The organism is Pandoraea faecigallinarum (assembly GCF_001029105.3).
Lineage (GTDB): Bacteria > Pseudomonadota > Gammaproteobacteria > Burkholderiales > Burkholderiaceae > Pandoraea > Pandoraea faecigallinarum.
This window is the reverse complement of the sequence record NZ_CP011807.3, coordinates 2794459-2817520: the sequence shown is the minus strand read 5'-3', so window position 1 is coordinate 2817520 and position 23062 is coordinate 2794459. Positions and strand designations below refer to the sequence as shown.

Below are 23062 nucleotides of genomic sequence, written 5' to 3'. Positions count from 1 at the left end.
CAAAATCCAGGCGAAAAACGTCAAATTCACGACATTTCACCGTGCGTCAGCGACGTAGTGTCGTTTTTTGAAAGCGGCCCCCGGCAGCATCCGCCCGGGGGGGGGTGATGGTGCAAACGGTCGGTGCCGTCAACGCGGAGCCCGGTAAAAAGTGCTCGACCCGGGCACCGGTTGCGGTGACGATGCTCAGTCCTGCGTCGGCTTGTCGGACTTCCCGTCCTTGTCCTCGAAGTTGAGCGACGCGGAATTGATGCAGTAACGCAGGCCGGTCGGTTGCGGACCGTCTTCGAAGACATGGCCGAGGTGAGCGTCGCAGTTCTGGCAGCGCACTTCCACGCGCACCATGCCGTGGCTGTAATCGGCGACCTCGTCGATGCCGGCGCCTTCGATCGGCTTCGAGTAGCTGGGCCAGCCGCAGCCCGCGTCGAACTTCTCGGACGACGCGAACAACGGGGCGCCGCAACAGACGCAGCGATACGTGCCGTCCTTCCAGTGATCCCAGTAACGGCCGGTGAACGCGCGTTCGGTTGCGGCGTGGCGCGTGATCTGATATTCGACGTCGTCGAGTTGCGCACGCCACTCGGCGTCGGTTTTTTCCACTTTGCTCATGCAAATCTCCTGATATCAAGAAGAGCAGCTGACTTCCAGCTGAGCGGCCCAGTCGGGCGGCAACTCGGCATAGCGCTCGAATTCGGGTTGTTCGTCGTACGGGTGCGAGAGCACCTTGAGGAGCGTCTCGACTTCGGAGAAATCCTTCTCGTTGGCGCGCCGGATGGCGATTTCCGCGAGGTGATTGCGCAGGATGTATTTGGGGTTGACGAGCCGCATTGCAATGGCGCGCTTCGCGTCGGTGCTGGCCTCGTGGCGCAGGCGGGCGCGATAGTCGACGGCCCAGGCGTCGAAGCCGGGCCGGTCGATAAACATGTCGCGCAGCGGCGCGTCGGCGTCCGGGTTATCGATCCGGAGCGTGGCGAGGGTGCGGAAGAAGTGCGTGAAATCGACACGGCCCTCGTGCATCAGCTTGAACAAATGGTTGATGAGCGCTTCATCGTCGGCGTGCGATTCGCGCAGGCCGAGCTTGGCACGCATGCGAAGGTCGATTTCTTCCGCAAACCGGGTCGTGAAAACGGGCAGCACGGACTTCGCCTGTTCGATGGCCGCTTCGCCTTCGCCGAACAGTGGCAGCAGCGCCTGCGCCAGACAGAAAAGGTTCCAGTAGGCGACGTTCGGCTGCGCTTGATACGCGTAGCGCCCCTGAGTATCGGAATGGTTGCAGATGTGGTGTGCGTTGAAACCGTCCAGAAAACCGAACGGACCGTAATCGATGGTCAGGCCGAGAATCGACATGTTGTCGGTGTTCATCACCCCGTGGCAGAAGCCCACGGCCTGCCAGTGCGCGACCAGTTCGGCTGTCGCGTCGCACACGGCGCTCAACAGCGCGAGGTACGGGTTAGCGTTGGCCGCGTCACGGCAATGCGGATAGTGATGATCGATGGTGAAGTCGGCGAGTTGACGCAGGGCCTCGTACTTGTCGCCCGCCCAGAAATGCTCGAAGTGCCCGAAGCGGATGAAGCTCGGCGACAGACGCGTGACCACGGCTGCCGTCTCGATGGTCTCGCGGCGCACAGGCGCGTCCGAGCCGACGACGCATAGCGCACGCGTGGTCGGCACGCCGAGATGGAACATCGCTTCGGAGCCGAGGAATTCGCGGATCGAGGAGCGTAGCACGGCACGCCCATCCCCCATGCGCGAGTAGGGCGTGAGCCCGCCACCCTTGAGCTGGATCTCCCAACGTCCGCCAGGGCCGTCGGATTCGCCCAGCAGCAGTGCGCGACCGTCCCCCAGCTGACCGGCCCAGACACCGAACTGATGGCCCGAATAGACGCTCGCGAGCGGGTCGCCGCCAGCCAGCGGCGTATTGCCGGCAAACGTCGCGAGGAATTCTGGGTCGCGCGCTGCATCCGGCGACCAGCCGAGCAGACGCGCGGCGTCCGCCGAGAAGCCGACGAGATACGGTGCGGGCAAGGGTTGCGGGGGCAAACGCGTGAAAAACTCCGTGCCAAGCGTCGCAAAGCGGTTGATCAGACGGAGCGGTCCGAACGGCTTCAGGGAATCGGATACTGCGGCGGGAACTGTGGCGGTGCGCTCGGTGGCCGGCATTGGGGACGTTCCTGATGGTGAACAAACATTCTACTTGAGGTGCCCATCGCGTGCTGCCGGGTTGCGTACACTGGCGGTCATGATCTGTGCTGCGCCGCACAAGCGATGGACGTTGACCCGGCGCGTCCTCGCGTCAAAAATGATTCTCGGCGCGCTGACTCGCAGGCATCCCGCGTGCCAATCAGAACATCACAATACGGCGCGCATATCGAGCGCCGACGCCGAATTTCCGGCGCTTCCGAACGTTCCCAAGCGTTCGCGGGCATTTCCGATCGCTGTTCCAGACGTATCCCCGTAATCCCGGTTTTTCCGACCTTTCTGGAGATTCGACGTATGGCAACACCGCTCCTCGGCCAGATGATGGCCGCGCCGCTCCTGATTTCCTCGCTGCTCGCCCATGCCGCCCGCCACCATGGCGATACCGAGATCGTTTCGCGCCGCGTCGAGGGCGACATTCACCGCTACACGTGGCGCGACGCCGAGCAGCGCGCGCGTCGACTGGCCCAGGCATTGCGCCGTCTGGGCGTGAGCGATGGCGAGCGCGTGGGCACGCTGGCGTGGAACGGGTATCGGCACCTCGAACTGTATTACGCGGTGTCGGGCATGGGCAGCGTGGTGCATACCGTCAATCCAAGGTTATTCCCCGAGCAGATCGCCTACATCGTCAATCACGCCGAGGACCGCTACGTCGCGTTCGACATCAATTTCCTGCCGCTGGTGCAGACCATCGCGGCGCAATGCCCCGGCGTGCAGGGCTGGATCGCGATGACCGACGAAGCGCACATGCCAGCTTCGGACTTGCCGTTGCTTTGCTACGAGTCGCTCGTCGCCGCCGAAGACGGCCGGTTCGAATGGCCGTCGATGGACGAGAATACGGCGTCCGGCCTTTGCTACACGTCGGGCACGACCGGCAATCCGAAAGGCGTGCTCTACAGCCATCGCTCGACGGTGCTGCATGCCTTCGGGGCGTCGCTGCCCGACGCCATGAGCATGTCCGCGCGCGACGCTGTTCTGCCCGTCGTGCCGATGTTCCATGTGAATGCCTGGGGGCTGCCGTACTCCAGCGCGCTGACCGGCGCGAAGCTCGTGTTCCCCGGCAAGGATCTCGACGGCAAATCGCTGTACGAACTCTTCGAAGCCGAGGGGGTCACCTTCTCGGCGGGCGTGCCTACCGTCTGGCTGGGACTGCTCAGCTACGTGAAGTCGATCGGAGCGCGGTTCTCTACGCTGGAGCGAACCGTGATCGGCGGCTCGGCGTGTCCGCCCGCCATGCTGCAATCGTTCGAGCAGGACTACGGTGTGCGCGTCATTCACGCGTGGGGCATGAGCGAGATGTCGCCGCTCGGCACACTGTGCCACCTGCGCAAGCACCATCGCGACCTGCCGGGGTCCGACCAGCAGCGCATTCTCGAAAAGCAGGGGACGGCGATCTACGGCGTCGACCTCAAGATCGTGGCGCCGGACGGCGAAGCACTGCCGTGGGACGGCAAGGCGTTCGGCGATCTCTATGCCCGCGGGCCGTGGGTGCTGGACCGGTACTTCCGTTCGGATACGTCGCCGCTCGTCGACGGCTGGTTCCCGACAGGGGACGTGGCGACCATTGATCCCGAAGGCTACGTGCAGATTACCGACCGCAGCAAGGATGTCATCAAATCCGGCGGCGAGTGGATCAGTTCCATCGACGTTGAGAATGTGGCCATGGCGCATCCGGACATTCACGAGGCGGCTTGCATTGCCATTCGCCATCCGAAATGGGAAGAGCGGCCGCTGCTGGTCGTGGTACGCAAGCCAGGATCGACGCTGACCCGGGAGGATGTGCTGGCGTTCTATCAGGGGCGTGTCGTGAAATGGTGGATTCCCGACGACGTCGTGTTCGTCGACGAAATTCCCCACACGGCGACCGGCAAGATGCTCAAGCTCAAACTGCGGGAGAAATTCCGCGGCTACGAAGTCGGGACGTGAATTTCCCGTGATCGCGTCGGCATGGGCCGGCGAGGCATCGGATAGATCCGATTGGCCGGCGGATGCTATCCGAAATCCAGTATCGACGCCGCTTTTCGGGCGATCCCGAGCGCTTCCGGGACATCGTCCCCTCTATAATGTCAGCCTGAATTCCCCCTCGATGCGGCGCGTGCGCCGCGTCTTTCATTGGCTTTCCGAAGGAGACGCAGTGCATCTGCTGAGTGCCACCACTGGCCTCGTGCTCGTGAACGGCGTGAGCTACGGCTTGCTGCTGTTCATGCTCTCGAGCGGACTCACGCTGATATTCAGCATGCTCGGCGTGCTGAACTTCGCGCATGCCAGCTTCTACATGCTGGGCGCGTACTTCGCCTATGCGTTGTCGTCGATGCTCGGCTTCTGGCCGGCACTGATCGTGGCGCCGCTGATCGTCGGGGTGGCGGGAGCGCTCTTCGAGCGGGCCGTGTTGCGGCGCTTGCGCGTTCGCGGAGCGTTGGCGGAGTTGCTCGCCACCTTCGGGCTGGCGTACATCGTGGTGGAACTCGTGCAGCTTGCCTGGGGCCGGGGGCCGGTCGACTACGCCGTGCCTGCGGCGCTCGAGGGGGCGCCTGTCCATGTGGCGGGGATCGCGGTGCCGGCGTACCGGCTGTTCCTGATGGGGCTGGCGTGCGCCATCGCGTCGATGGTGTGGGTGGCATTGCGGGCGACGCGCGTGGGATTGATCCTGCAAGCGGCTCTGTCCCAACCGGCGATGACGCAGGCGCTTGGATACGACGTCCCGTCTCTCTACACCGGTGTGTTCGCATGGGGCGCCGCGCTGGCAGCGCTTGCCGGTGCCGCCGGCGGCAACGTCCTGGTCACGGAGCCGGGCATGGCGGCAACGGTCGGCAGCGTGGTGTTTGTCGTCGTCGTGGTCGGCGGCCTTGGTTCGCTGGGCGGTGCGTTCGCCGCCTCGTTGCTCATCGGATTGCTGCAAACCTGGGCGGTCACGAGCGATGCCACGCTGGATCGATGGTGGCCTCAGGGCATGCGTGGGGCGACGGCCCTGTTCGGTGATGCGATCGCGCCCCTCTGGCATCTCGGCGTCGCGCAACTCGCGCCGGCGGTTCCCTATTTGTTGATGGTCGCCGTGTTGCTGTGGCGCCCTCGCGGGCTTTTCGGTGTGAGGGAGGGGTGATGGACGACGTGATCGCCGACGCACCGCCGTGCGGCACCGTATCGTGGCCTCGCCGTGCTGCCGTGTGGTTCGCCTTTGCCGCGCTTCTCTGCGTGCTGCCGTGGTGTTTCCCGTCCGATGCTGCGCTCACGCTCATGACGCAGATGGGCACGGCCGCGATCCTTGCGCTTTCCTTCAACCTGCTTCTCGGTTCCACGGGCCTGTTGAGTTTTTGTCATGCGACGTACGCGGGAATCGGCGCGTACGCCGGTGTGTGGTGCATGAATCGCATTGGCGCGCACGCGCTGCCGGTGTCGATGGCGCTCGTGCCGTTCGTGGGGGGACTCGCCGGGGGGGCGGCGGGCGCGACGCTGGGCTACGTCACGACACGCCGGTCGGGCATGACGTTCGCCATGATCACGCTCGGCGTGGCGGAACTGGTCTGGGTCATGGCCGCGATGTTGCCCGAGTGGTTCGGCGGCGAGCGGGGAATGCCGACTGACCGCACGCTCGGCGCGCCGTGGCTGGGCGTCACGTTTGCAACGCAGATTCAGGTGTATGGACTGGTCGCGCTGTGGCTGTTCGTCTGCACGGCGGCCATGTTCGGCATTACGCGCACGCCGCTGGGCTTTCTTGCCCGTGCGGTGCGTGATAACGCCCGACGCGTCGCGTTCCTGGGGCCGTCGCCGGCGGCAGTGCGGTATCGCATGCAGATCTTGGCGGCGACGTTCGCCGGCGTGGCCGGTGCGCTTGGCGCGCTGAACTTCGAACTGGTCAGCGCGGATACGTTCAGTCTCGAAAGGTCGGGGGGCGTCCTCGTTTTCACGGTGCTGGGCGGCACGGCCTATTTCGCCGGACCGATGCTCGGCGCGGTTGTCGGCGTGTTCGCAACCGTCGTTCTCGCTACGATGACGCGCGCCTGGCAACTTTATCTCGGTCTGGGATTTCTCGCCGTTGTCGTCTTTGCGCCAGGCGGGATGGCAGGGCTGCTGGCGATGCACGCGCGTGCGTGGCGCGACGGCGTCGTGCCGGCACTTTGGCGGCCTTATGCGGCCATGCTTGCGGGGCTGACACTCGCCGCCGGCGGTTCCATCGCCATCATTGAAATGACTTATGGCGTTCGCCTCGCGATCGACGGCGCATCGGCCCCGAACGGTTGGGCGGATCACCTGGGGGTGTGGCGATGGGGCGCCGCGGCCATGGCAACGATCGTGGGCGTTGTCATCGTCACGGTCGCAGGGCGGCGTTTGCGCCGCCACGCGGCCAGTGTCAATTTCGTGGCGCGGGGTCAGCCATGAGTCCGGCGCGCATGCATACCGATGCGTCGGCGCCTGCCTTGAGCGTGCGCGGTGTGAGCAAGTCGTTCGGTCGCACGCAAGTGCTGAACCGTGTGGACCTGACATTGGCCCGCGGTGAGCGGCTGGCGATCATTGGCCCGAACGGCGCGGGAAAGAGTACGTTGTTCGACGTCGTCACCGGACGAACGCGCCCGGACGGCGGGCGTGTGCTGCTGCACGAGCGCGATGTCACCGCCCATGCGCCGCATCTCATCAGCCGACTCGGCCTGTCCCGCAGTTTCCAGACTTCTCAGCTATTCGGACAAATGAGCGTGATCGATCATTTGCGCTGCGCGGCGCTGTGGCCGAGCGGCCATCGCTATACGTTCTGGCGTCGCATGCGCGGCTTGAGGGAGGTCACACAGCGCAGCGAAGCATGGCTCGCGCGTCTTGGGTTGGCGCACCGTCGGGACGTGCCTGCGGGCGCGCTGAGCTATGCGGAGCAACGCGTGCTGGAGATTGGTTTGTGCGCAGCTTCTTCGGGTAGCGTCATGTTGCTCGACGAGCCGACGGCCGGCATGAGTCAGTCGGAGTCGGCGCGCATGGTGGACCTGATCGCCGAACTGAGCCGGGGGCGCGCGTTGCTCATGATCGAGCACGACATGCATGTCGTTTTCTCGCTGGCCGACCGGATTGCCGTGCTGGCGCGCGGCGCGATCATCGCGTGCGATACCCCGCAACGTATCCGCACGCATCCCGATGTTCGCATGGCTTATTTGGGCGAGTACGCCGATCGCCACAGCGTGAGAGGCGAGCGCGATGCTTGAGCTGATCGACGTCAAGGCGGGCTATGGCGGCGGCCGCGTGTTGCATGGCGTGACGCTGCATGTTGCGCCAGGGGAAATCGTCGCCGTGCTTGGCCGCAATGGTGCAGGCCGTTCCACGCTCGCACGCGCCATCATGGGGCAATTGCCGCGCGACGGGGAGATTCGCTGGCATGGCCAGTCGTTGATCCCGTTGGCGTCTCATCAAATCGCACGGCTGGGCGTCGGGTACGTACCGGAGACGCGAGACGTGTTCGGGCCGCTAACGGTCCTTCAGAATCTTCAACTCGGTCAACTCGGTCAACTCGGTCAACGCAGGGGCAAGGCGGCGCCAATGTCCGCCGGGGGCGGGCGCGCCATGACGCTGGCGCAGGCTTTCGAGCGTTTCGAGGAACTGGCGCCGCGTCGCGATGCGCCTGCTGCGTCGCTATCGGGCGGCGAGCAGCAGTTGCTTTCATTATGTCGGGCGATGATGGCGGGGCCCGATCTGTTGATCGTCGACGAGCCGACCGAGGGTCTTGCGCCACGCGTGGTGGCGCGCATCGGCCGGATACTCACGGATCTGCGCGCGACCGGCGTGGCGATTTTGCTCATCGAGCAAAAACTCTCGCTGGCTCTGAATTGCGCACAACGTGTCGCGGTCATGGGGCGTGGGACGCTGGTATTCGAAGGTACGCCAGATGCATTGGTGGGCGCGCCGGAGATTCGCCGTGAATGGCTCGAGGTGTAGCGCTGCGCTAGAATCGAACGATCGTCTCGCCGCAGCTTGCGTGCTCGCGGCGCACCCCCGATGACGCCAACAATATAAGGAAAGAGACAAGGATGAGCACGGCTTATGAGATTCGTGGCGGCGTAGCCGTCATCACGCTGGAAAATCCGCCGGTTAATGGCTTGGGTCACGCCACGCGCGTTGGCATTGCCCAAGGTCTGACGCAGGCGCAGGCAGACGCTCAGGTGCGTGCCATTGTCCTGATCGGCGCAGGCAAGGCCTTCTCCGGCGGGGCCGACATCCGCGAGTTCAATACGCCGAAGGCGACCCAAAGCCCGCTGCTGGTCGACGTGATCGCCGCACTCGATGCGTGCACCAAACCGGTCGTCGCGGCCGTCCACGCCGTCGCCATGGGCGGCGGGCTCGAACTGGCGCTCGCTTGCCACTACCGCGTGGCATTGCCGGGGGCGCAGATCGCATTGCCCGAGGTGAAACTGGGCTTGTTGCCTGGCGCGGGCGGCACGCAACGATTGCCGCGTGCGATCGGCGTGGCGCGTGCGCTCGACATGGTGGTGACCGGACGCGTGGTGAAGTCCGAAACGCTCGTGGGCACGCTGTTTTCGAAGCTGTTCGATGGAACCCGCGAGGACCTGCTGGCGGGCGCAATCGCCTTCGCCGACGAAATCGCCGCCCACGCGGGTGCGCTGCCTCGTCTGCGCGATGTCGCGATCGTCGACGCCGACGGTGCCGCCAGGAACGCGATCGACGCCGCGCGCGACAAGGTGCAACGCGAACAGCCGCATTTCCCCGCGCCGCACAAGTGCGTGGCAGCCATCGAGGCCGCGCTGCAATGCCCCTTCGACGAGGGCGTGAAGTTCGAGCGCGAGTGCTTTGTGGCACTCGTGAGTTCGCCGGAATCGAAGGCGCTGCGTCACGCGTTTCTGGGCGAACGTGCCGCGGCGAAAATCGCGGATGTGCCCGACGATACGCCGGTGCGTAACATTGAACGTGTGGCCGTCATTGGCGCCGGCACCATGGGCAGCGGCATTGCGATGACTTTTGCCGACGCCGGTATTCCCGTCATGCTGGTCGACACGACCGATGCAGCATTGAGGCACGGCATCGAGACGGTGCGCGGCAATTACCATCGCGCTGTCACTCGTGGGAAGGTCTCGGCGCAGGAGGCGGAGAAACGCCTTGCCCGCATTCAGGGCAGCACCGATTTCGAGGCGGTGGCCGACGCCGATCTGATCGTCGAAGCGGTGTTCGAGGACATGGCGGTCAAGCAGGTCGTTTTCAGGGAACTCGACAAGGTCGCAAAGGACGGCGCGATTCTGGCGTCGAACACGTCCACGCTCGATCTCGATGCGCTGGCGCAAACCACGTCGCGCGCGCAGGACGTCGTGGGCATGCATTTCTTCAGTCCGGCGAACGTCATGCGCCTGCTCGAAGTCGTGCGCGGGGCTCATACCGGCAAGGATGTGCTGGCGACGGTAATGAAGCTGGCCAAGCGCATCGGCAAGCTTGCCGTGGTCGCGCGCGTGTGCGACGGATTTATCGGCAATCGCATGCTCGAACCGTATTTCAAGCAGTCGCAGTGGATGGTCGAGCAGGGCGCAACGCCTGCACAGATAGACGCGGCCATCGAGCGCTTCGGTTTCGCGATGGGGCCATTTCGCACGAGCGATCTGGCAGGCAATGACGTCAGTTGGGCCATTCGCAAGCGTCGTCACGCCCAACAGCCCGGCATCGTGTATCCGAAGATTGCCGACGTCCTTTGCGAGGCCGGGCGTTACGGGCAGAAAACGCACGCGGGTTGGTACGACTACGCCGAAGGCGACCGTACGCCGCGCGAGTCCGCCAAGGTCTCGCAGATGCTTGACGACTACCGCAAAGCGAACGGCATCGTGCCGCGCGAATTCCCGGAAGACGAGATCGTCGATCGTCTCGTTTATGCGCTGGTCAACGAGGGGGCAAAGGTGCTGGCCGACGGCACGGCTGCGCGAGCGTCGGACATCGACATGGTGTACCTGAACGGTTACGGCTTCCCGCTGTGGCGCGGCGGACCGATGCTGTACGCCGACATGGCCGGTCTCGATAAGGTACTCGCCCGCGTTCGCGAATTCGAGGCGGGCGAGCACGGCGAGGACTGGTCGCCAGCGGCACGCCTCGTCGAACTGGCAGAGGCCGGCAAGCGTTTCAACGGCTGATGCGATCCCAGCGTCGCGTCGGGGCGAGGGCAATGCAGTGACGCCGAGGTGACATGAGGTGAGGATGGCGTGACGACCAAGGGAGACGAAGGGGCGATGAAGGGGCGATGAGGGACGATGATATGAAGCCAATGAGCGAAGTGCTGCTCGTGATCGACGTGCAGAACGATTTCATGCCGGGCGGCGCGCTGGCGGTGCCCCATGGCGACACGGTAGTGCCGGCGATCAACGCGTTGGCGAGCGGGTTCGCCCATGTGGTGATTACGCAGGACTGGCATCCGGCCGGGCATGTGTCGTTCGCGGCAAATCATCCGGGACGTAAGCCCTTCGAGACTATCGCGTTGCCGTACGGCGAACAGGTCCTGTGGCCGTCGCATTGCGTGCAGGACACGCCCGGCGCCGCATTGCATGCCGATCTGCATGTCCCGCACGCACAGGCCATCGTCCGGAAGGGGTATCAAGCCGGTGTCGACAGTTATTCGGCGTTTCTCGAAGCCGACCGGACGACGCCGACAGGCCTTGCCGGTTATCTGCGGGACAAGGGCGTGAAGCGTGTGCACTGCGTGGGACTGGCGACCGATTTCTGCGTCGCCTGGAGCGCGCTCGACGCGAAGGCGGCAGGCTTCGATGTCTGCGTGATCGAACATGCGTGCCGGGCCATCGATCTCAACGGATCGCTCGGCAGGGCGTGGGCGTCGCTGGAGGCCGCAGGTGTCGCGCGAGAGTAGGCGTTACCGGAGGCGATGGATTCGCCGGCGGTTGTTGGCGCATTGCGCCGCCGGATGTAGTCGCCCGAAGTCGTCGCCCAATGCATCATTGACGGGCAGAACAGAACCTATTCAGTGGAAGAAGTGATGATGGACAAGTCTTTGCGTTGTGGCCGGGTCGGCCGGAGTCTTCGATGAGTGCGCTCTCCATTCAGTCGGGGTTCATCGATCATCTGGGCATCGAATTGTTGCGTGCCGAAGACGGTGAGTCGGAACTGCGGCTCGCGTTGTCGGCGAAGCACCTCAATAGCTGGGAGGTCATGCATGGCGGCGTCACGATGGCGTTACTCGATGTGGCGCTGAGCACCGCGAGCCGCAGTGTGGCGCCTGAGGGTACCGGTGTCGTGACCATTGAAATGAAGACGAGCTTCATGCAGCCCGGCTCCGGTGAGATGCGGGCATTCGGCCGCCTGTTGCACCGTTCCACGACCATGGCCTATTGCGAGGGCGAGGTGCGCGACACCAATGGCAAGCTGGTCGCCAAGGCCATGGGCACGTTCAAATATTTGCGACGCCTCGCCGTCGGACGTCAGGTCCACGAGCAACGCCGTCCCGGCGAACCGAGCGGGGACTGACGTCCCGGCACGTCACCGTTGCGACTCAAACGGAGGAAAGTCTCATGACGATCAATCGCCAGATTCTGCTGGTTTCCCGCCCCCAAGGGGAAGCCACGCTCGACAACTTTCATCTGGCCGCGCCCGAATTGCCCGAGATCGGCGACGGACAGGTGCTGGTGCGCAACTTCTATCTGTCGCTCGACCCGTACATGCGCGCTCGCATGAACGACACCAAGTCATACGCACCACCGCAGCCGCTCGACACGGTCATGATCGGCGCAACGGTTGGCGAGGTGATCGAGTCGCGTCACCCCGACTGGCAGCCGGGCGATGCCGTCACCGCCATGTTCGGCTGGCAGGAGTACGGAATCTCCGACGGCAGCAACCTGCGCCGTCTTCACGATGCGCGGGTGCCGATGAGCGCCTATCTCGGCGCAGCAGGCATGCCGGGCGTCACGGCCTGGTACGGTCTGAACCGCATCATTGTGCCGAAAGCGGGAGAAACCATCGCCGTAAGCGCCGCGTCGGGCGCTGTGGGCAGCGTGGTGGGGCAACTGGCCAAACGCGCGGGGTGCCGTGTGATTGGTATTGCGGGCGGCGAACGGAAGTGTGCTTACGTACGGGAGACGCTCGGCTTTGACGCTTGCGTCGACTACAAGGCGGGAAATGTCTTCGAAGCGCTGCGCGACGCCGCGCCGGACGGTATCGACGGTTATTTCGAAAACGTCGGCGGCGAGGTCTTCGATGCTGTGTTGCGCAATCTGAATGCCCATTCACGCATCGCGCTGTGCGGCATGATCGCCGGCTATAACGGCGAACCGATTCCGCTGAAGTCCCCGTCGCTGCTGCTCACACAGCGCGTCAAGCTCGAAGGTTTCATCGTCACCGAACATCTCGACGTGTGGCCGCAGGCGCTCAAGGAACTGACCGACGCCATTGCCGCCGGTGAACTGCACTACCGGGAGACGATGACGCAGGGCATCGAGAGCGCGCCGGCAGCATTCCTCGGCTTGCTCAAGGGCGAGAACTTCGGCAAGCAGGTCGTGCGGTTGGTTTGATGGCGTGAGGCGTGCGCGCTGGTTGACTACCGCCCTCGATGTTGAACGTGCATTAACCAGGGGTCATACCGCCGTTGCAGGCCTGAGCGCGAACCGGAAGCGTTTCAGGCCGCGGAGTTCGTTGGCGGGCTGGCCGGGCGAGACCGTCGATTCGGCGAGTTCGAGCGTGCCGTCCCGGAAATAGCGCAGCAGCGTCGTGCAGCGTGTGCCGTAGGCGGGCGATGCGATAAACGCCGCCGAGAGTGTCCTTTCCCACTCGCGTGTCACACCCGTGTGCGGCAGCGCCTCGTCCGCCGCTTCGGTCGCGTCGCGCATCGCTTCGAGCAACGTCATGTCGTCGGCGTTCGCGTCGAGCGCATCGCGCAGGGCATTGCGCCGGCTCACCAGTTTCGGCCAGGGCGTGTCCAGCAGGGCATTCGACAAGCCATGAACCCCTGGCGAGATCGCATGGGCAACGGGAAGCGCTGCTGCGCCCGCAACCTCGCTCGTCTCGCGATTGCCCAGCCAATAGAGCTTGCCTGCCGGCAGATCGCCCGCGAGGAGGTTGAAGCCGGCGTACTCGTGCGCATGCTTTTCGATGCGTTTGAGGTCGTCGTCGAACGAGGTGGCGTCGAGCATCGCGGACACCAGCAGACCGCGCGAAGGCGTCTCTTTGGGCGTCATTGGCGCGCGCCCGTCGCGGAAGTTCGTCAGAGCGGCGAAGCGCCCGGCCCGGTTGACGCCTATCCACGTACCACCGCCGCGCAGATCGCGTCCGGCCAGCACATCGGGTCGATCCGACCACCAGTGCATCGGCTCGGCGGGGCGCTCGAAGAATTCGTCGCGATTGGCGAGTAAAACCATCGGCGTGGCGCTATCGGGCTGCCAGGAGAAAACGATCAGGCACATGGGTGCGGAGAGCTCGGAATGTCGACGAAGCACTCGACGTGGCGCCCGCCATCGGCGAGCGCAGCGACGCCACATTCGGTTGCCATTTGCGCCAGCGCCGGGACGAAGGCGGGGCCGACGTCGTCATAGCGCTCCATCCATGTTGCGCTGTCGTTGGCAATGTCATTGGACGATGCGTCGGCTCGCCGCTGAAGGCGCCCGACGACGCCGAAACGTGTCGCCGTCAGCGCGAAAAGTTGCGTGACGGCAAGACGCGCAGCGTCGGCGTGTGCTCCCGAGACGCGATAGTAGACGTAACAGTCCATCGGTTGCGCGCGCCGGGATCAGGACGCGGCGGCCGACGACGGCGGTGCTTCCGTCGGATCGATGATGTCGTAAGGCAGTTCGGCGAAGATCAGCGCGGGACCGTTCGCGGCGCCAAGACGTACGTCATCGGTGTCGCGTGCCGTCAGTTTCAGCTCGACGAGTGCGTCGTAGCCGCCGTCCGGTGCGGGCGCGGACTGTACGACCATGCCGCACGGCTGGTCCGGATCGCTCGTCTCGACGAGTTCCTGTCCCGGCAACGGCTGTGCGCCGTCGATATGCGCGAGATGAAGCCGGCGTTTGATCGTGCCGCGATATTGGCTGCGGGCGACGACTTCCTGGCCCGGATAGCAGCCCTTGCGAAAGTTCACGCCGCCCACGACTTCCCAGTTGATCATCTGCGGGACGAACTGCTCCTGTGTGGCGGCTGTCACCCGTGCCACGCCGCTGTGCACGTCGAGCCACGCAGCAAAGGACGGATCGACCGCGACCAGACCCTCGGCTTGCACGAGTGCGCTCCAGACCTCCGGCGCCTGGGCGAGCGGCACGCTCCAGAGAAAACGCGAAAGTGTCCGGGCGGCACCGGCGTCGGGCAGGCGAATCAGACTGGTGGCGTTGACCGGTGCGTCGCCCATCGTCGCATGGACGGCAACGAGCGGCGCTGTCGGCAACGAAGCGAAGGTTCGGGCGAGGACTGTCTCCGCGGCCGGGCCACCGGCTTGCAGCAACACATGGGTGGCCGTGCCGTCGGTGAGCTTGGCCTTGGCACGCAGCACGAACATCGAGAGCCGTTTTTGCACGGCCGCCTGCACAGACGCGTCGGCAGCGAGATAGATCGTTGCGTCGGGCGACGTATCGCGCCACATCAGAAACGTGGCAAGCAGGCGCCCTTTGGCCGAACAGTAGCCCGCCAGACGCGCCTGCGCAGGGGAAAGACGTTCGACGTCGTTGGTCAATTGGCCGTGCAGGAACGATGCGGCGTCGGCGCCGTTCACGGCGATGAGACCGGTGTCGGTCGCCAGCGACACGAAGCTGCCCGCGCGCAACGCCGCGAACTGGGCGGCGCGTGCGTCGGGTGAAATATCGGAGGGGGAAGCGGCTGCCGCTTTCGGCAGAAGATCACGCCATTGGGAGGTCATAAACGAAAGTGCCTGTCAATCTGTGAGGGTTCGGCAAGTCAAAGTATTATATTGGGTCTTCCGCCAGGACGTGCGAGCCGGGTTCGACGCGCAGAACGCGCCTCTCGACGCCGTGAACGCCCCGCAGGTCCGGCTGACGAGTCCCCCGAACCCGCTGCCGCCGTCAGGCGACTTATCCTGCAATTCATGTCTTTCATCAAACGCCTGTTTGTACTGTTGATTGTCGCTGCACTGGCGGCGGGCGGCGCTTTCTATTATTGGGCTCAGGCCCCCTTGCAGTTGGGCAAGCCGACGCTCGACGTCACGATCAAACCCTACAGTTCGGTGCGCAGTGTCGCCACGCAATTGCGCTCGGGCGGCGTACCGGTGCATCCGTTGCTGTTCAATGTGCTCGCGCGCGTGATGGACGTGGGCACGAAGCTCAAGTCGGGCAACTACGAGTTCGCGACCGGAATCACACCGCTCGAAGTAATGGACAAGCTCGCGCGCGGTGACGTCAACCAGTACGTGGTGACGATCATCGAGGGCTGGACGTTCAAGAAGATGCGCGCCGAAATCGATACCAGTCCGGCGCTGCGACACGATACCGCCGGATTGCCGGATGCCGATCTGATGCAACTGGTGGGCGCAGATCGCGCCGAGGCCGAAGGCATGTTCTTCCCCGACACGTACCTTTTTCCGAAAGGCACGAGCGATATCGATATTTACAAGCGCGCTTACCGCCTGATGCAGAAGCGTCTGGACGAAGCCTGGGCCGCGCGTGCCCCGGGTTTGCCGTACACCTCGCCGTACGAGGCGCTTATCATGGCCTCTCTCGTGGAGAAGGAGACGGGGCAGGCGGTGGAGCGCGCTCAGGTGGCGGCGGTGTTCGTCAACCGGTTGCGCAAGCGCATGTTGTTGCAGACCGACCCGACGGTCATTTACGGCATGGGCGATCTGTATACGGGGCGTTTGCGCAAGCGCGATTTGCAGACAGATACGCCGTACAACACCTATACGCGGGCGGGATTGCCGCCGACGCCGATTGCGTTGCCGGGCGTGGCGGCGCTGGCAGCAGCGCTCAATCCGGCACCGACCGATGCGCTGTACTTCGTAGCCCGCGGCGATGGCACGAGCCATTTCTCGACGAATCTTCAGGAGCACAATCGCGCCGTGGACAAATATCAGCGAGGTGAGCAATGACGCATTCCCCCGAAGCACCCGTCCCAGCGCCGGCCGTGGTGCCGGGCAAGTTCGTGACGTTCGAAGGGATCGACGGCGCGGGCAAGAGCACGCACGTCAATGCTTTCGTCGATGCCCTGCGTCAGGGGTTGGCGGGCGTGGGGCGAAATGTCGTGGCCACGCGCGAGCCGGGGGGCACGCCGCTGGGCGAAGCGCTGCGCAAGCTCGTGCTCGACGAGCCGATGGATATCGAAACCGAAGCGCTGCTGATGTTCGCGGGTCGCCGCGAGCATCTGGTCAAGGTCATCGAACCGGCGCTCGCGCGCGGTGACTGGGTCGTCTCCGACCGTTTCACCGACGCCACTTTTGCCTATCAGGGCGGCGGGCGAGGTCTGTCGCGCGAGAAGCTATCGATTCTCGAGCAGTGGGTGCAGGGCACGCGCCAGCCGGATCTCACGATTCTGTTCGATCTCGATCCGGCCATTGCCGCCGCGCGGCTGGCGGGCGCGCGCGCGCCCGACAAGTTCGAGCGTGAATCGGCGGCATTTTTTACACGCGTTCGCGAGGAGTATCTGCGCCGCGCACAGACGTCCGGCGGTCGCATCGTACTGATCGACGCCGCGCAAGGCATCGACGCCATTGCCGAACAACTCGCCAACGTATTTGCCCGGCTGGGATTGCCGGGGCACTGAGCGAAGGCGAGCACGCGTGAGCGAGGGCATGAACCGTCCGGTTTTCGCCGACACGCGCATAATCCGGTGATACCGCCGGCGGCAGAGGTAGCCTTGCTGCGGCAGGCGGGGAATTGAAGCGGGAAGCGGGCGCCGACATGGACCCGCCGACGCAACCCATGCAACATCCGGCCAAGGAGCCCACATGCTGTATCCGTGGCAGTCGCAGGACTGGACACGCCTTAACGACCTTCGCGCCCAGATGCCGCACGCGCTGCTGTTACAGGCGGTGCCCGGTATCGGCGAAGTCGCACTTGCGCGCACGTTCGCGCAAGCGTTGTTGTGCGAATCGCCGCGTGACGATGACTTTCCGTGCGGCACGTGCGGTGCGTGCCAGTGGTTCGCCAGCGGCAATCACCCGGACTTCCGCGTGATTTGTCCGGAGGCGCTGGCCGAGACGCTGCCCGGCGCCGACGCACGCGCGGATGCCGACGGCGAAAAGAAGACCAAGACCCCAAGCAAGGAGATCAAGATCGAGCAGGTGCGCGAGGTCATCGACTTCGCCAGCCTCGGTTCGCACCGTCAGGGGCGGCGCGTCGTCTTGCTCTACCCGGCCGAATCGCTCAACGTGCATGCCGCGAATGCGTTGCTCAAGACACTCGAAGAGCCGCCCGAAGGCGTCGTTTTCCTTTTGGTGACGACACAACCCGATAGATTGCTGCCGACGATTCTCTCGCGCTGCCGGCGTCTCGTGCTGGTGCGTCCGAACGACGCACAAGCCACGCAATGGCTGATGGGCGAAGCCGGACTGGACGCCTCAACAGCGGCCGCCGTACTTGCCGAAGCGGGCGGCGCGCCGCTTGCCGCGCGCGCGCTCGCGGAGCCCGAGGAGCGTGGCTGGCGCGACTGGCTGCTTGGGCAGCTGGCGCAAGGCGGGGCCATCGACGCCTTTGCCTGTGCCGAGCAGTTGCACAAAGGCAGCCTGCCGGGCGTTCTGGAGACGCTGCAACGCTGGTGCTTCGATGTCCTTGCCGAACGCATGGCCGGCTCGGTTCGTTTTTTCCCCGGTCAGGCGCAGGCGTTGCGGCGCTGTGGCGACGCCACCGACGATGTCCGCCTGCTGGGCTTCCTGCGCGAACTCGCGCAACAGCGTCAGGTGCAGAATCACCCGCTCAATACGCGGGTGTTGCTCGAAGCGCTTTTTCTGCAATACAAACAGTTGTTCGGTGGCCCGGCATCGCTTTGATGCGGGGCGCCGGCAACCGATCGCACATCATGTTCATCGATTCGCACTGTCATATCAATTTCCCGGAACTGGCCGAGCAGATGCCCGATTTGCTCGCGCGCATGCGTGAGAACAAAGTCAGTCACGCGCTATGTGTCTCGGTCGATCTGCCGACGCTGCCTCAGGTGCTGGCGATTGCGGCACAGCACGATAACGTCTACGCCTCGGTGGGGGTGCATCCGGATTATGAGGACACTCCCGAGCCGAGCGTTGACGACCTGATCCGTCTGGCGGCTGCGCCCAAGGTGGTGGCCATTGGAGAGACCGGCCTCGACTACTATCGCCTTGAAGGCCGCAGCATCGAGGACATGGAGTGGCAGCGAGAACGATTTCGCACGCACATTCGCGCCGCGCGGGCCACGGGCAAGCCGCTCATCATCCACACGCGCTCGGCGGCCGACGATACGCTGCGTCTCATGCACGAAGAGGGCGCGGGCGAACCGGCCGGCGTGATGCACTGTTTTACTGAAAGTTGGGAAGTGGCCAAGGGCGCGCTCGATCAGAATTTCTACATCTCGTTTTCCGGGATCGTGACGTTCAAGAGCGCGCGCGATTTACAGGACGTGGCGCGCCGTGTGCCGCTCGAACGCATGCTCATCGAAACCGATTCGCCGTATCTCGCGCCGGTGCCGTATCGCGGCAAGCTCAACCAGCCCGGTTATGTCAGGCATGTGGGCGAGTTCATCGCGGATTTGCGCGGTGAGCCGTTGCAGAAGATCGCCGAAGCCACGACGCAGAACTTCTTCCGTCTGTTCTCGACGGCTGCGCACTGAACGGCATCGGTCGACTGACCGAACCGTTTGCATTCGAATCGACGTTTTCAGCAAGCTTTAGCAGACTTTCCCCGGACTACCGACAGGAGCTTCCGATGCGCAAATTTTTGACGATCCGTGCTTTCACGCTACTGAGCGTGCTTTGGCTCACGGCATGTGCCACCGCTGCGACGTCCAACACGGCGCTGGTCAAGGCGGTCGTGTTCGACGACACCAGGGCGGTTCAGCAGGCGCTCAAGGCAGGCGTCGATCCGAACACCACGGACGAAAAGGGTGACCCGCTGCTGGTGATCGCCATGCGCGAGAAGTCGGTCGGCGTGGCCAGGCTGCTGATCGAAGACAAGCGCACCGATCTCGAGGCGACCAATCACGCCGACGAGAACGCCATGATGATCGCGTCGCTGCAAGGCCTGACGCCGATGGTCAAGTTGCTGATCGACAAGGAGGCGGAGGTGAACAAGAAGGGCTGGGCGCCGTTGCATTACGCCGCGACGAACGGCCACGACGATATTGTGAAGATGCTGCTCGATGCGTCGGCGTACGTCGACGCCGAGTCGCCCAACGGCACCACACCGCTCATGATGGCCGCGCGCGGCGGTCACATTACCACCTGCAAGGTGCTACTCGATGGCGGGGCGGATGTTCGTCTGAAAAATCAGCTCAAGATGACGGCGATCGATTTCGCCAGACAGGCCAACCAGAAAGAGATCGCCGACGGTCTGGCCAAGCGTCTGTCGGAGATGCCGCCGCTGCCGGCGCCGGCGCGCTGAGGCGCGTCGCGGTCACGGTGTGTCGCGCGGCGCGCCGTGACGGCCGGCCCCGCCGAGAAAGGCGCGGGCACCGGCAATACCTTCCGAAAATACAACGCTGTGCCCCGCAGCGCCTTCCTGGCGCAACGCCGCTTCCAGCGATAGGTCCCATTGCGCGTAGGCGGCCCGGCGATCGGCACGCAAGGCCCCTTGCGGCAGGTCGGCCAGCTGCTGCGCGAGCGCGACAGCGCCCTGACGCGCCATGCCTTCCGGCACCAGCCGGTTCACCAAACCGATTTCGAATGCCTCCTGAGCGCCGACCGCGCGGCCGGTGAGGATCATGTCGAGCGCGCGGCTCATGCCGATCAGACGGGGCAGACGCACCGTTCCGCCATCGATGAGCGGAACGCCGAAGCGTCGGCAGAACACGCCGAACGTCGCAGTGTCGTCCGCGACGCGCAAGTCGCACCACAACGCCAACTCCAGACCGCCTGCGACAGCATGACCGCTGACGGCGGCGATCACCGGCTTGTCCAGATGACGCCGTGTGAGCCCCATCGGTCCGTCGCCACTCCCGTCGGGCGTGACGACGTTGCGTCGCTCGGGGTCGTCGAACGCGCAGAGATCCGCACCCGCGCAGAAAGCCGCCCCCTTGCCACAGAGTACGGCGACGCTGGCGCTCTCGTCCCGCTCGAAAGCGAGCAGTGCGTCGCGCAACGCCGCCGCCATGTCGCGGTCGACGGCGTTACGGCGCGCCGGACGCGCGAGCGTAATGACGGTCACGGGCCCGTTGGTCTCGACTTCGACGCACGGGGCGGTTGCGGGGACTGGACGTTGGCTCATGGCGGATCTCCTGAGGCGTCGTCGTCGCTTGTCTGCCTCCTTCACGAGGCGTGACGGACCCTCGCAGGGGCCGGGCAGTCAGGCGGCGGCGGGTTGCGCGCAGCGCAACAGGGCCGGTGTCGCGGCCGCCGGCGCGCGCAGGTCGTTGATGAAACGGTCGCGCCACGTCGACAGGTTATGCTCGCGCAATGCGCCCATCATGCTCTCGTAACGCGACTGGCGCTCGGACAGCGACATGTTCAGCGCAGAGCGCAGCGCCTCGGCCATGCCGTCGATGTCGTACGGGTTCACGATCAGCGCGCCATCGAGTTCCTGTGCGGCGCCCGCGAAGCAGGAGAGCACCAGCACCCCTGGGTCCGCCGGGTCTTGCGAGGCGACGTACTCCTTCGCGACGAGGTTCATGCCATCGCGCAGCGGCGTGACGTAGCCGACCTGCGACGCCCGGAAGAAGGACATCAGCACTTCGTGATCGTAGCGCTTGTTGATGTAGCGCAGTGGCGTCCAGGCGAGATCGGAGAAGCGTCCGTTGATATGACCCGCCTCCGCTTCCAGTTGACGACGGATTTCGCCATAGCCCGCCACGTCGGATCGGCTCGGCGGCGCGACCTGCACGAAACTCACCGTGCCTTGCTGGTTCGGCCAGAGTTCCAGCAGTCGCTCGAAGGCGCGAAAGCGCTCCAGCATCCCCTTGGAGTAATCGAGGCGATCCACGCTCATGATGAGCTTGCGCTCCTGCAATCCCTGCTTGAGATCGAGGATGTGCTTGACCGTTGCGCGCGCGGTCGCCTGCTTTTGGATCTCGTCCGGATACACACCGATCGGGTAGACGCCGGTACGCAGCGTTCGTCCGTAGGCGGTGATCGTGCCGTCGCCATTCATCGTTGCACCGGCGAAACGCAGCAGGTAATCGGTGAACGCCGTACGATCGATCTCGGTCTGGAAGCCGACGAGGTCGTATTCGCACATCGCCCGCACGAGCGCCTCATGAGGCGGTACGGTCATCAGCACCTGGGGCGACGGGAAGGGAATGTGGAGGAAGAAGCCGAGGCGTTGCTGCAAGCCGATCTGCCGGCAGGCCTGCGCGAACGGGAGCAGGTGGTAGTCGTGCACCCAGATGAGGTCGTCGTGCTTGAGCAACGGCGCGAGCAGCGAAGCGAAGCGCGCGTTGACGTGACGATAACCGTTGTAGTCGTCGCGCTGGTAGCGCGTGAGGTCGTCGCGGTAGTGGAACGTCGGCCATAGCGTGGCGTTTGAGAATCCGCGGTAGTACGTGTTGTAGTCACGGCGTGTGAGCGGTACGGTCGCGAAGGTGACGTTGTTGCGATGCGCGATCTCCGGCGCGATCGCCGGTTCCGCGTCGATTTCACCATTCCAGCCGAACCACATGCCTCCGGTGTCCTTGAGCGCGTCGAATACGCCGATGGCCAATCCGCCGGCCGTCGGTTTGCCCTCGGTAATGGGGGCGACCCGGTTCGACACGATGACTAAGCGACTCATACGTCTGTCTCCTGAGAGGGTTGGAGCGGGGATGAGGGGGATGAAGGGGAAGCGGGCCGGTGCAGCGTGAGCAGCCAGGCGGTGAGCGCTCCCGGCGAAGGCAGACGATAGCGGGCGCACGTCTGTCCATCCCCGATCTTGATCGTGATGCCGCCCAGCGCATTCACGTCGGCGAAACCGGCCTCGTCGGTCAGATCGTCGCCGGCAAAGAGTGGCGTGCGACCGGCGAACGGGGCTTCATTCAGTAGTGCGGCGATCGCTCGCCCCTTGGTGGCATGGCGAGGGCGCAGTTCGAAGACGAGCTTTCCCGGTTGCAGCGAGAAATGTTCGGCATGTAACTCGGCCAGCGCGCGCATGGTGTCGCGGGCCACGCCGGCTAACTCAGGGGCACCGCGATAGTGAAGGGCGAGTGCGCTGCCCTTGTTCTCCAGCAGAAGGCCGGGATGCTGTGCCACCAGGGCCTGCAACGGGGCCGCCATCGCAGCAATACGCTCGGTGTCGGCCGCATGCCCTTCGGCACGGCGCAGTCTGCCGTCGGCGTGACGGAGTTCGGCGCCGTGCAGTCCGGCGGCCGGTACGTGCAGCGGCGCGAGCAGGCCGTCGATATCGTCGAGGGACCGGCCGGAGACGACGGCAAGCGCGCCACCGGTTCGCTCGAACAGGCTGGCCAGCACGCGGGCAGTGTCCAGCGGCAGCTTCACCGCGTCCGGACGCGCGGCCAGTGGCGCCAGCGTGCCGTCGAGATCGAAAAAGAATGCCATGCGGGTAACGTCGACTGGGCGCGTGTCGGCAGCCGCGGTGCTGGGGGCAGCATCCGGGGATGTACCCGGCGTGGCGGTCGATGCCGTCGAGAGGGGCGGGGAAGACGCAAGAGGTTGCATGGCACTCCGTCGCTGTCGTGCCGCAGGTCGACAGGTCGTTCCAGGGCCAGCAAGGGCTAGGGAGTGGGCAGACGAGGCGTGACGAGCGGCGAATTGGTTGGCGGGAGCGCGGACATCCGCGCGGACGCATTTATCGTAACCGCTCAAAAACCGACAAGGCGTCGTCTTATGTATGAAATTCCTGTCGGACGACGC

At 64.8% G+C, this 23062-nt stretch carries 22 protein-coding genes and 1 pseudogene; 15 read left to right on the top strand and 8 right to left on the bottom strand.

The annotated features are described in order from the left end of the window. Window positions 1-186 precede the first annotated feature (186 nt). Window positions 187-609: a peptide-methionine (R)-S-oxide reductase MsrB gene (gene msrB / locus AB870_RS12310; RefSeq protein ID WP_047904941.1), complete on the bottom strand. Its 423-nt coding sequence runs from the start codon at window positions 607-609 to the stop codon at window positions 187-189. A gap of 15 nt (window positions 610-624) precedes the next feature. Further along, the gene (locus tag AB870_RS12305; protein ID WP_047904940.1) at window positions 625-2160 is read right to left on the bottom strand and encodes a protein adenylyltransferase SelO; all 1536 of its coding nucleotides are present in this window, start codon (window positions 2158-2160) and stop codon (window positions 625-627) included. Between the two features lie 333 nt (window positions 2161-2493). On the opposite strand from AB870_RS12305, the gene AB870_RS12300 reads away from it, so the two are divergent. The 10 genes and pseudogenes from AB870_RS12300 (at window position 2494) to AB870_RS12260 (ending at window position 12677) form a co-directional block, all read left to right on the top strand. Beyond that, complete coding sequence (locus tag AB870_RS12300) at window positions 2494-4122, top strand: 3-(methylthio)propionyl-CoA ligase (RefSeq protein ID WP_047904939.1); 1629 nt, start codon at window positions 2494-2496, stop codon at window positions 4120-4122. Between the two features lie 277 nt (window positions 4123-4399). Then, window positions 4400-5296, top strand: coding sequence for a branched-chain amino acid ABC transporter permease (locus AB870_RS12295; RefSeq protein ID WP_047908137.1), 897 nt, complete (start codon window positions 4400-4402; stop codon window positions 5294-5296). Beyond that, entirely contained in the window at window positions 5296-6573 is a 1278-nt protein-coding gene (locus AB870_RS12290; protein WP_047904938.1) for a branched-chain amino acid ABC transporter permease, read from the top strand. The genes AB870_RS12295 and AB870_RS12290 overlap by 1 nt, the downstream gene beginning before the upstream one ends. Before the next feature lie 98 nt (window positions 6574-6671). Then, a pseudogene (locus AB870_RS27680) lies at window positions 6672-7067 on the top strand (ATP-binding cassette domain-containing protein); the annotation flags it as partial. 36 nt (window positions 7068-7103) lie between these two features. Beyond that, window positions 7104-7379, top strand: coding sequence for an ABC transporter ATP-binding protein C-terminal domain-containing protein (locus AB870_RS27675; RefSeq protein WP_472462565.1), 276 nt, complete (start codon window positions 7104-7106; stop codon window positions 7377-7379). Continuing rightward, window positions 7372-8106, top strand: coding sequence for an ABC transporter ATP-binding protein (locus tag AB870_RS12280; protein WP_047904937.1), 735 nt, complete (start codon window positions 7372-7374; stop codon window positions 8104-8106). Before AB870_RS27675 ends, AB870_RS12280 begins: the two co-directional genes overlap by 8 nt. Before the next feature lie 92 nt (window positions 8107-8198). Beyond that, window positions 8199-10295, top strand: coding sequence for a 3-hydroxyacyl-CoA dehydrogenase NAD-binding domain-containing protein (locus AB870_RS12275; protein WP_047904936.1), 2097 nt, complete (start codon window positions 8199-8201; stop codon window positions 10293-10295). 122 nt (window positions 10296-10417) lie between these two features. Then, on the top strand, window positions 10418-11023 hold the full coding sequence (gene pncA, locus AB870_RS12270) for a bifunctional nicotinamidase/pyrazinamidase (RefSeq protein WP_047904935.1): 606 nt from the start codon (window positions 10418-10420) through the stop codon (window positions 11021-11023). Window positions 11024-11196: 173 nt separating this feature from the next. Continuing rightward, window positions 11197-11637 carry a PaaI family thioesterase gene (locus tag AB870_RS12265; RefSeq protein ID WP_047904934.1) on the top strand — a complete coding sequence of 147 codons (441 nt, stop codon included), beginning with the start codon at window positions 11197-11199 and terminating at the stop codon, window positions 11635-11637. Window positions 11638-11681: 44 nt separating this feature from the next. Further along, window positions 11682-12677 carry an NADP-dependent oxidoreductase gene (locus tag AB870_RS12260; RefSeq protein WP_047904933.1) on the top strand — a complete coding sequence of 332 codons (996 nt, stop codon included), beginning with the start codon at window positions 11682-11684 and terminating at the stop codon, window positions 12675-12677. Between the two features lie 63 nt (window positions 12678-12740). On the opposite strand, the gene AB870_RS12255 is transcribed toward AB870_RS12260, so the two are convergent. The 3 genes from AB870_RS12255 to ygfZ are packed head-to-tail and all read right to left on the bottom strand — an operon-like array spanning window position 12741 to window position 15007. Then, the gene (locus tag AB870_RS12255; RefSeq protein ID WP_053059342.1) at window positions 12741-13565 is read right to left on the bottom strand and encodes an NRDE family protein; all 825 of its coding nucleotides are present in this window, start codon (window positions 13563-13565) and stop codon (window positions 12741-12743) included. Further along, window positions 13556-13870 (bottom strand): DUF4936 family protein, encoded by a 315-nt coding sequence (locus AB870_RS12250; RefSeq protein ID WP_047904932.1) that lies wholly within the window; start codon window positions 13868-13870, stop codon window positions 13556-13558. Before AB870_RS12250 ends, AB870_RS12255 begins: the two co-directional genes overlap by 10 nt. Window positions 13871-13888: 18 nt before the next feature. Continuing rightward, window positions 13889-15007, bottom strand: a complete 1119-nt coding sequence (gene ygfZ / locus AB870_RS12245; protein WP_047904931.1) for a CAF17-like 4Fe-4S cluster assembly/insertion protein YgfZ — start codon at window positions 15005-15007, stop codon at window positions 13889-13891. A 186-nt stretch (window positions 15008-15193) separates the two neighbouring features. Here ygfZ and mltG point away from each other — a divergent pair, with 186 nt between their 5' ends. The 5 genes from mltG to AB870_RS12220 all read left to right on the top strand — a co-directional run bounded on the left by mltG (window position 15194) and on the right by AB870_RS12220 (window position 19667). Then, window positions 15194-16189, top strand: coding sequence for an endolytic transglycosylase MltG (gene mltG, locus AB870_RS12240; protein ID WP_047904930.1), 996 nt, complete (start codon window positions 15194-15196; stop codon window positions 16187-16189). Between the two features lie 35 nt (window positions 16190-16224). Beyond that, window positions 16225-16860, top strand: a complete 636-nt coding sequence (tmk, locus tag AB870_RS12235; RefSeq protein ID WP_167362743.1) for a dTMP kinase — start codon at window positions 16225-16227, stop codon at window positions 16858-16860. Window positions 16861-17044: 184 nt separating this feature from the next. Further along, window positions 17045-18085 carry a DNA polymerase III subunit delta' gene (holB, locus tag AB870_RS12230; protein ID WP_047904928.1) on the top strand — a complete coding sequence of 347 codons (1041 nt, stop codon included), beginning with the start codon at window positions 17045-17047 and terminating at the stop codon, window positions 18083-18085. Window positions 18086-18114: 29 nt separating this feature from the next. Continuing rightward, complete coding sequence (locus AB870_RS12225) at window positions 18115-18897, top strand: TatD family hydrolase (RefSeq protein WP_047908134.1); 783 nt, start codon at window positions 18115-18117, stop codon at window positions 18895-18897. Window positions 18898-18992: 95 nt separating this feature from the next. After that, window positions 18993-19667, top strand: coding sequence for an ankyrin repeat domain-containing protein (locus tag AB870_RS12220; RefSeq protein WP_047904927.1), 675 nt, complete (start codon window positions 18993-18995; stop codon window positions 19665-19667). A gap of 12 nt (window positions 19668-19679) precedes the next feature. Here AB870_RS12220 and AB870_RS12215 read toward each other — a convergent pair whose 3' ends face one another. The 3 genes from AB870_RS12215 to otsB form a co-directional block, all read right to left on the bottom strand. Next, entirely contained in the window at window positions 19680-20489 is an 810-nt protein-coding gene (locus AB870_RS12215; RefSeq protein ID WP_047904926.1) for a crotonase/enoyl-CoA hydratase family protein, read from the bottom strand. A 78-nt stretch (window positions 20490-20567) separates the two neighbouring features. Next, window positions 20568-21986 (bottom strand): alpha,alpha-trehalose-phosphate synthase (UDP-forming), encoded by a 1419-nt coding sequence (gene otsA / locus AB870_RS12210; RefSeq protein WP_047904925.1) that lies wholly within the window; start codon window positions 21984-21986, stop codon window positions 20568-20570. Then, window positions 21983-22747, bottom strand: coding sequence for a trehalose-phosphatase (gene otsB, locus AB870_RS12205; RefSeq protein WP_047904924.1), 765 nt, complete (start codon window positions 22745-22747; stop codon window positions 21983-21985). The genes otsA and otsB overlap by 4 nt, the downstream gene beginning before the upstream one ends. Window positions 22748-23062: the final 315 nt, after the last annotated feature.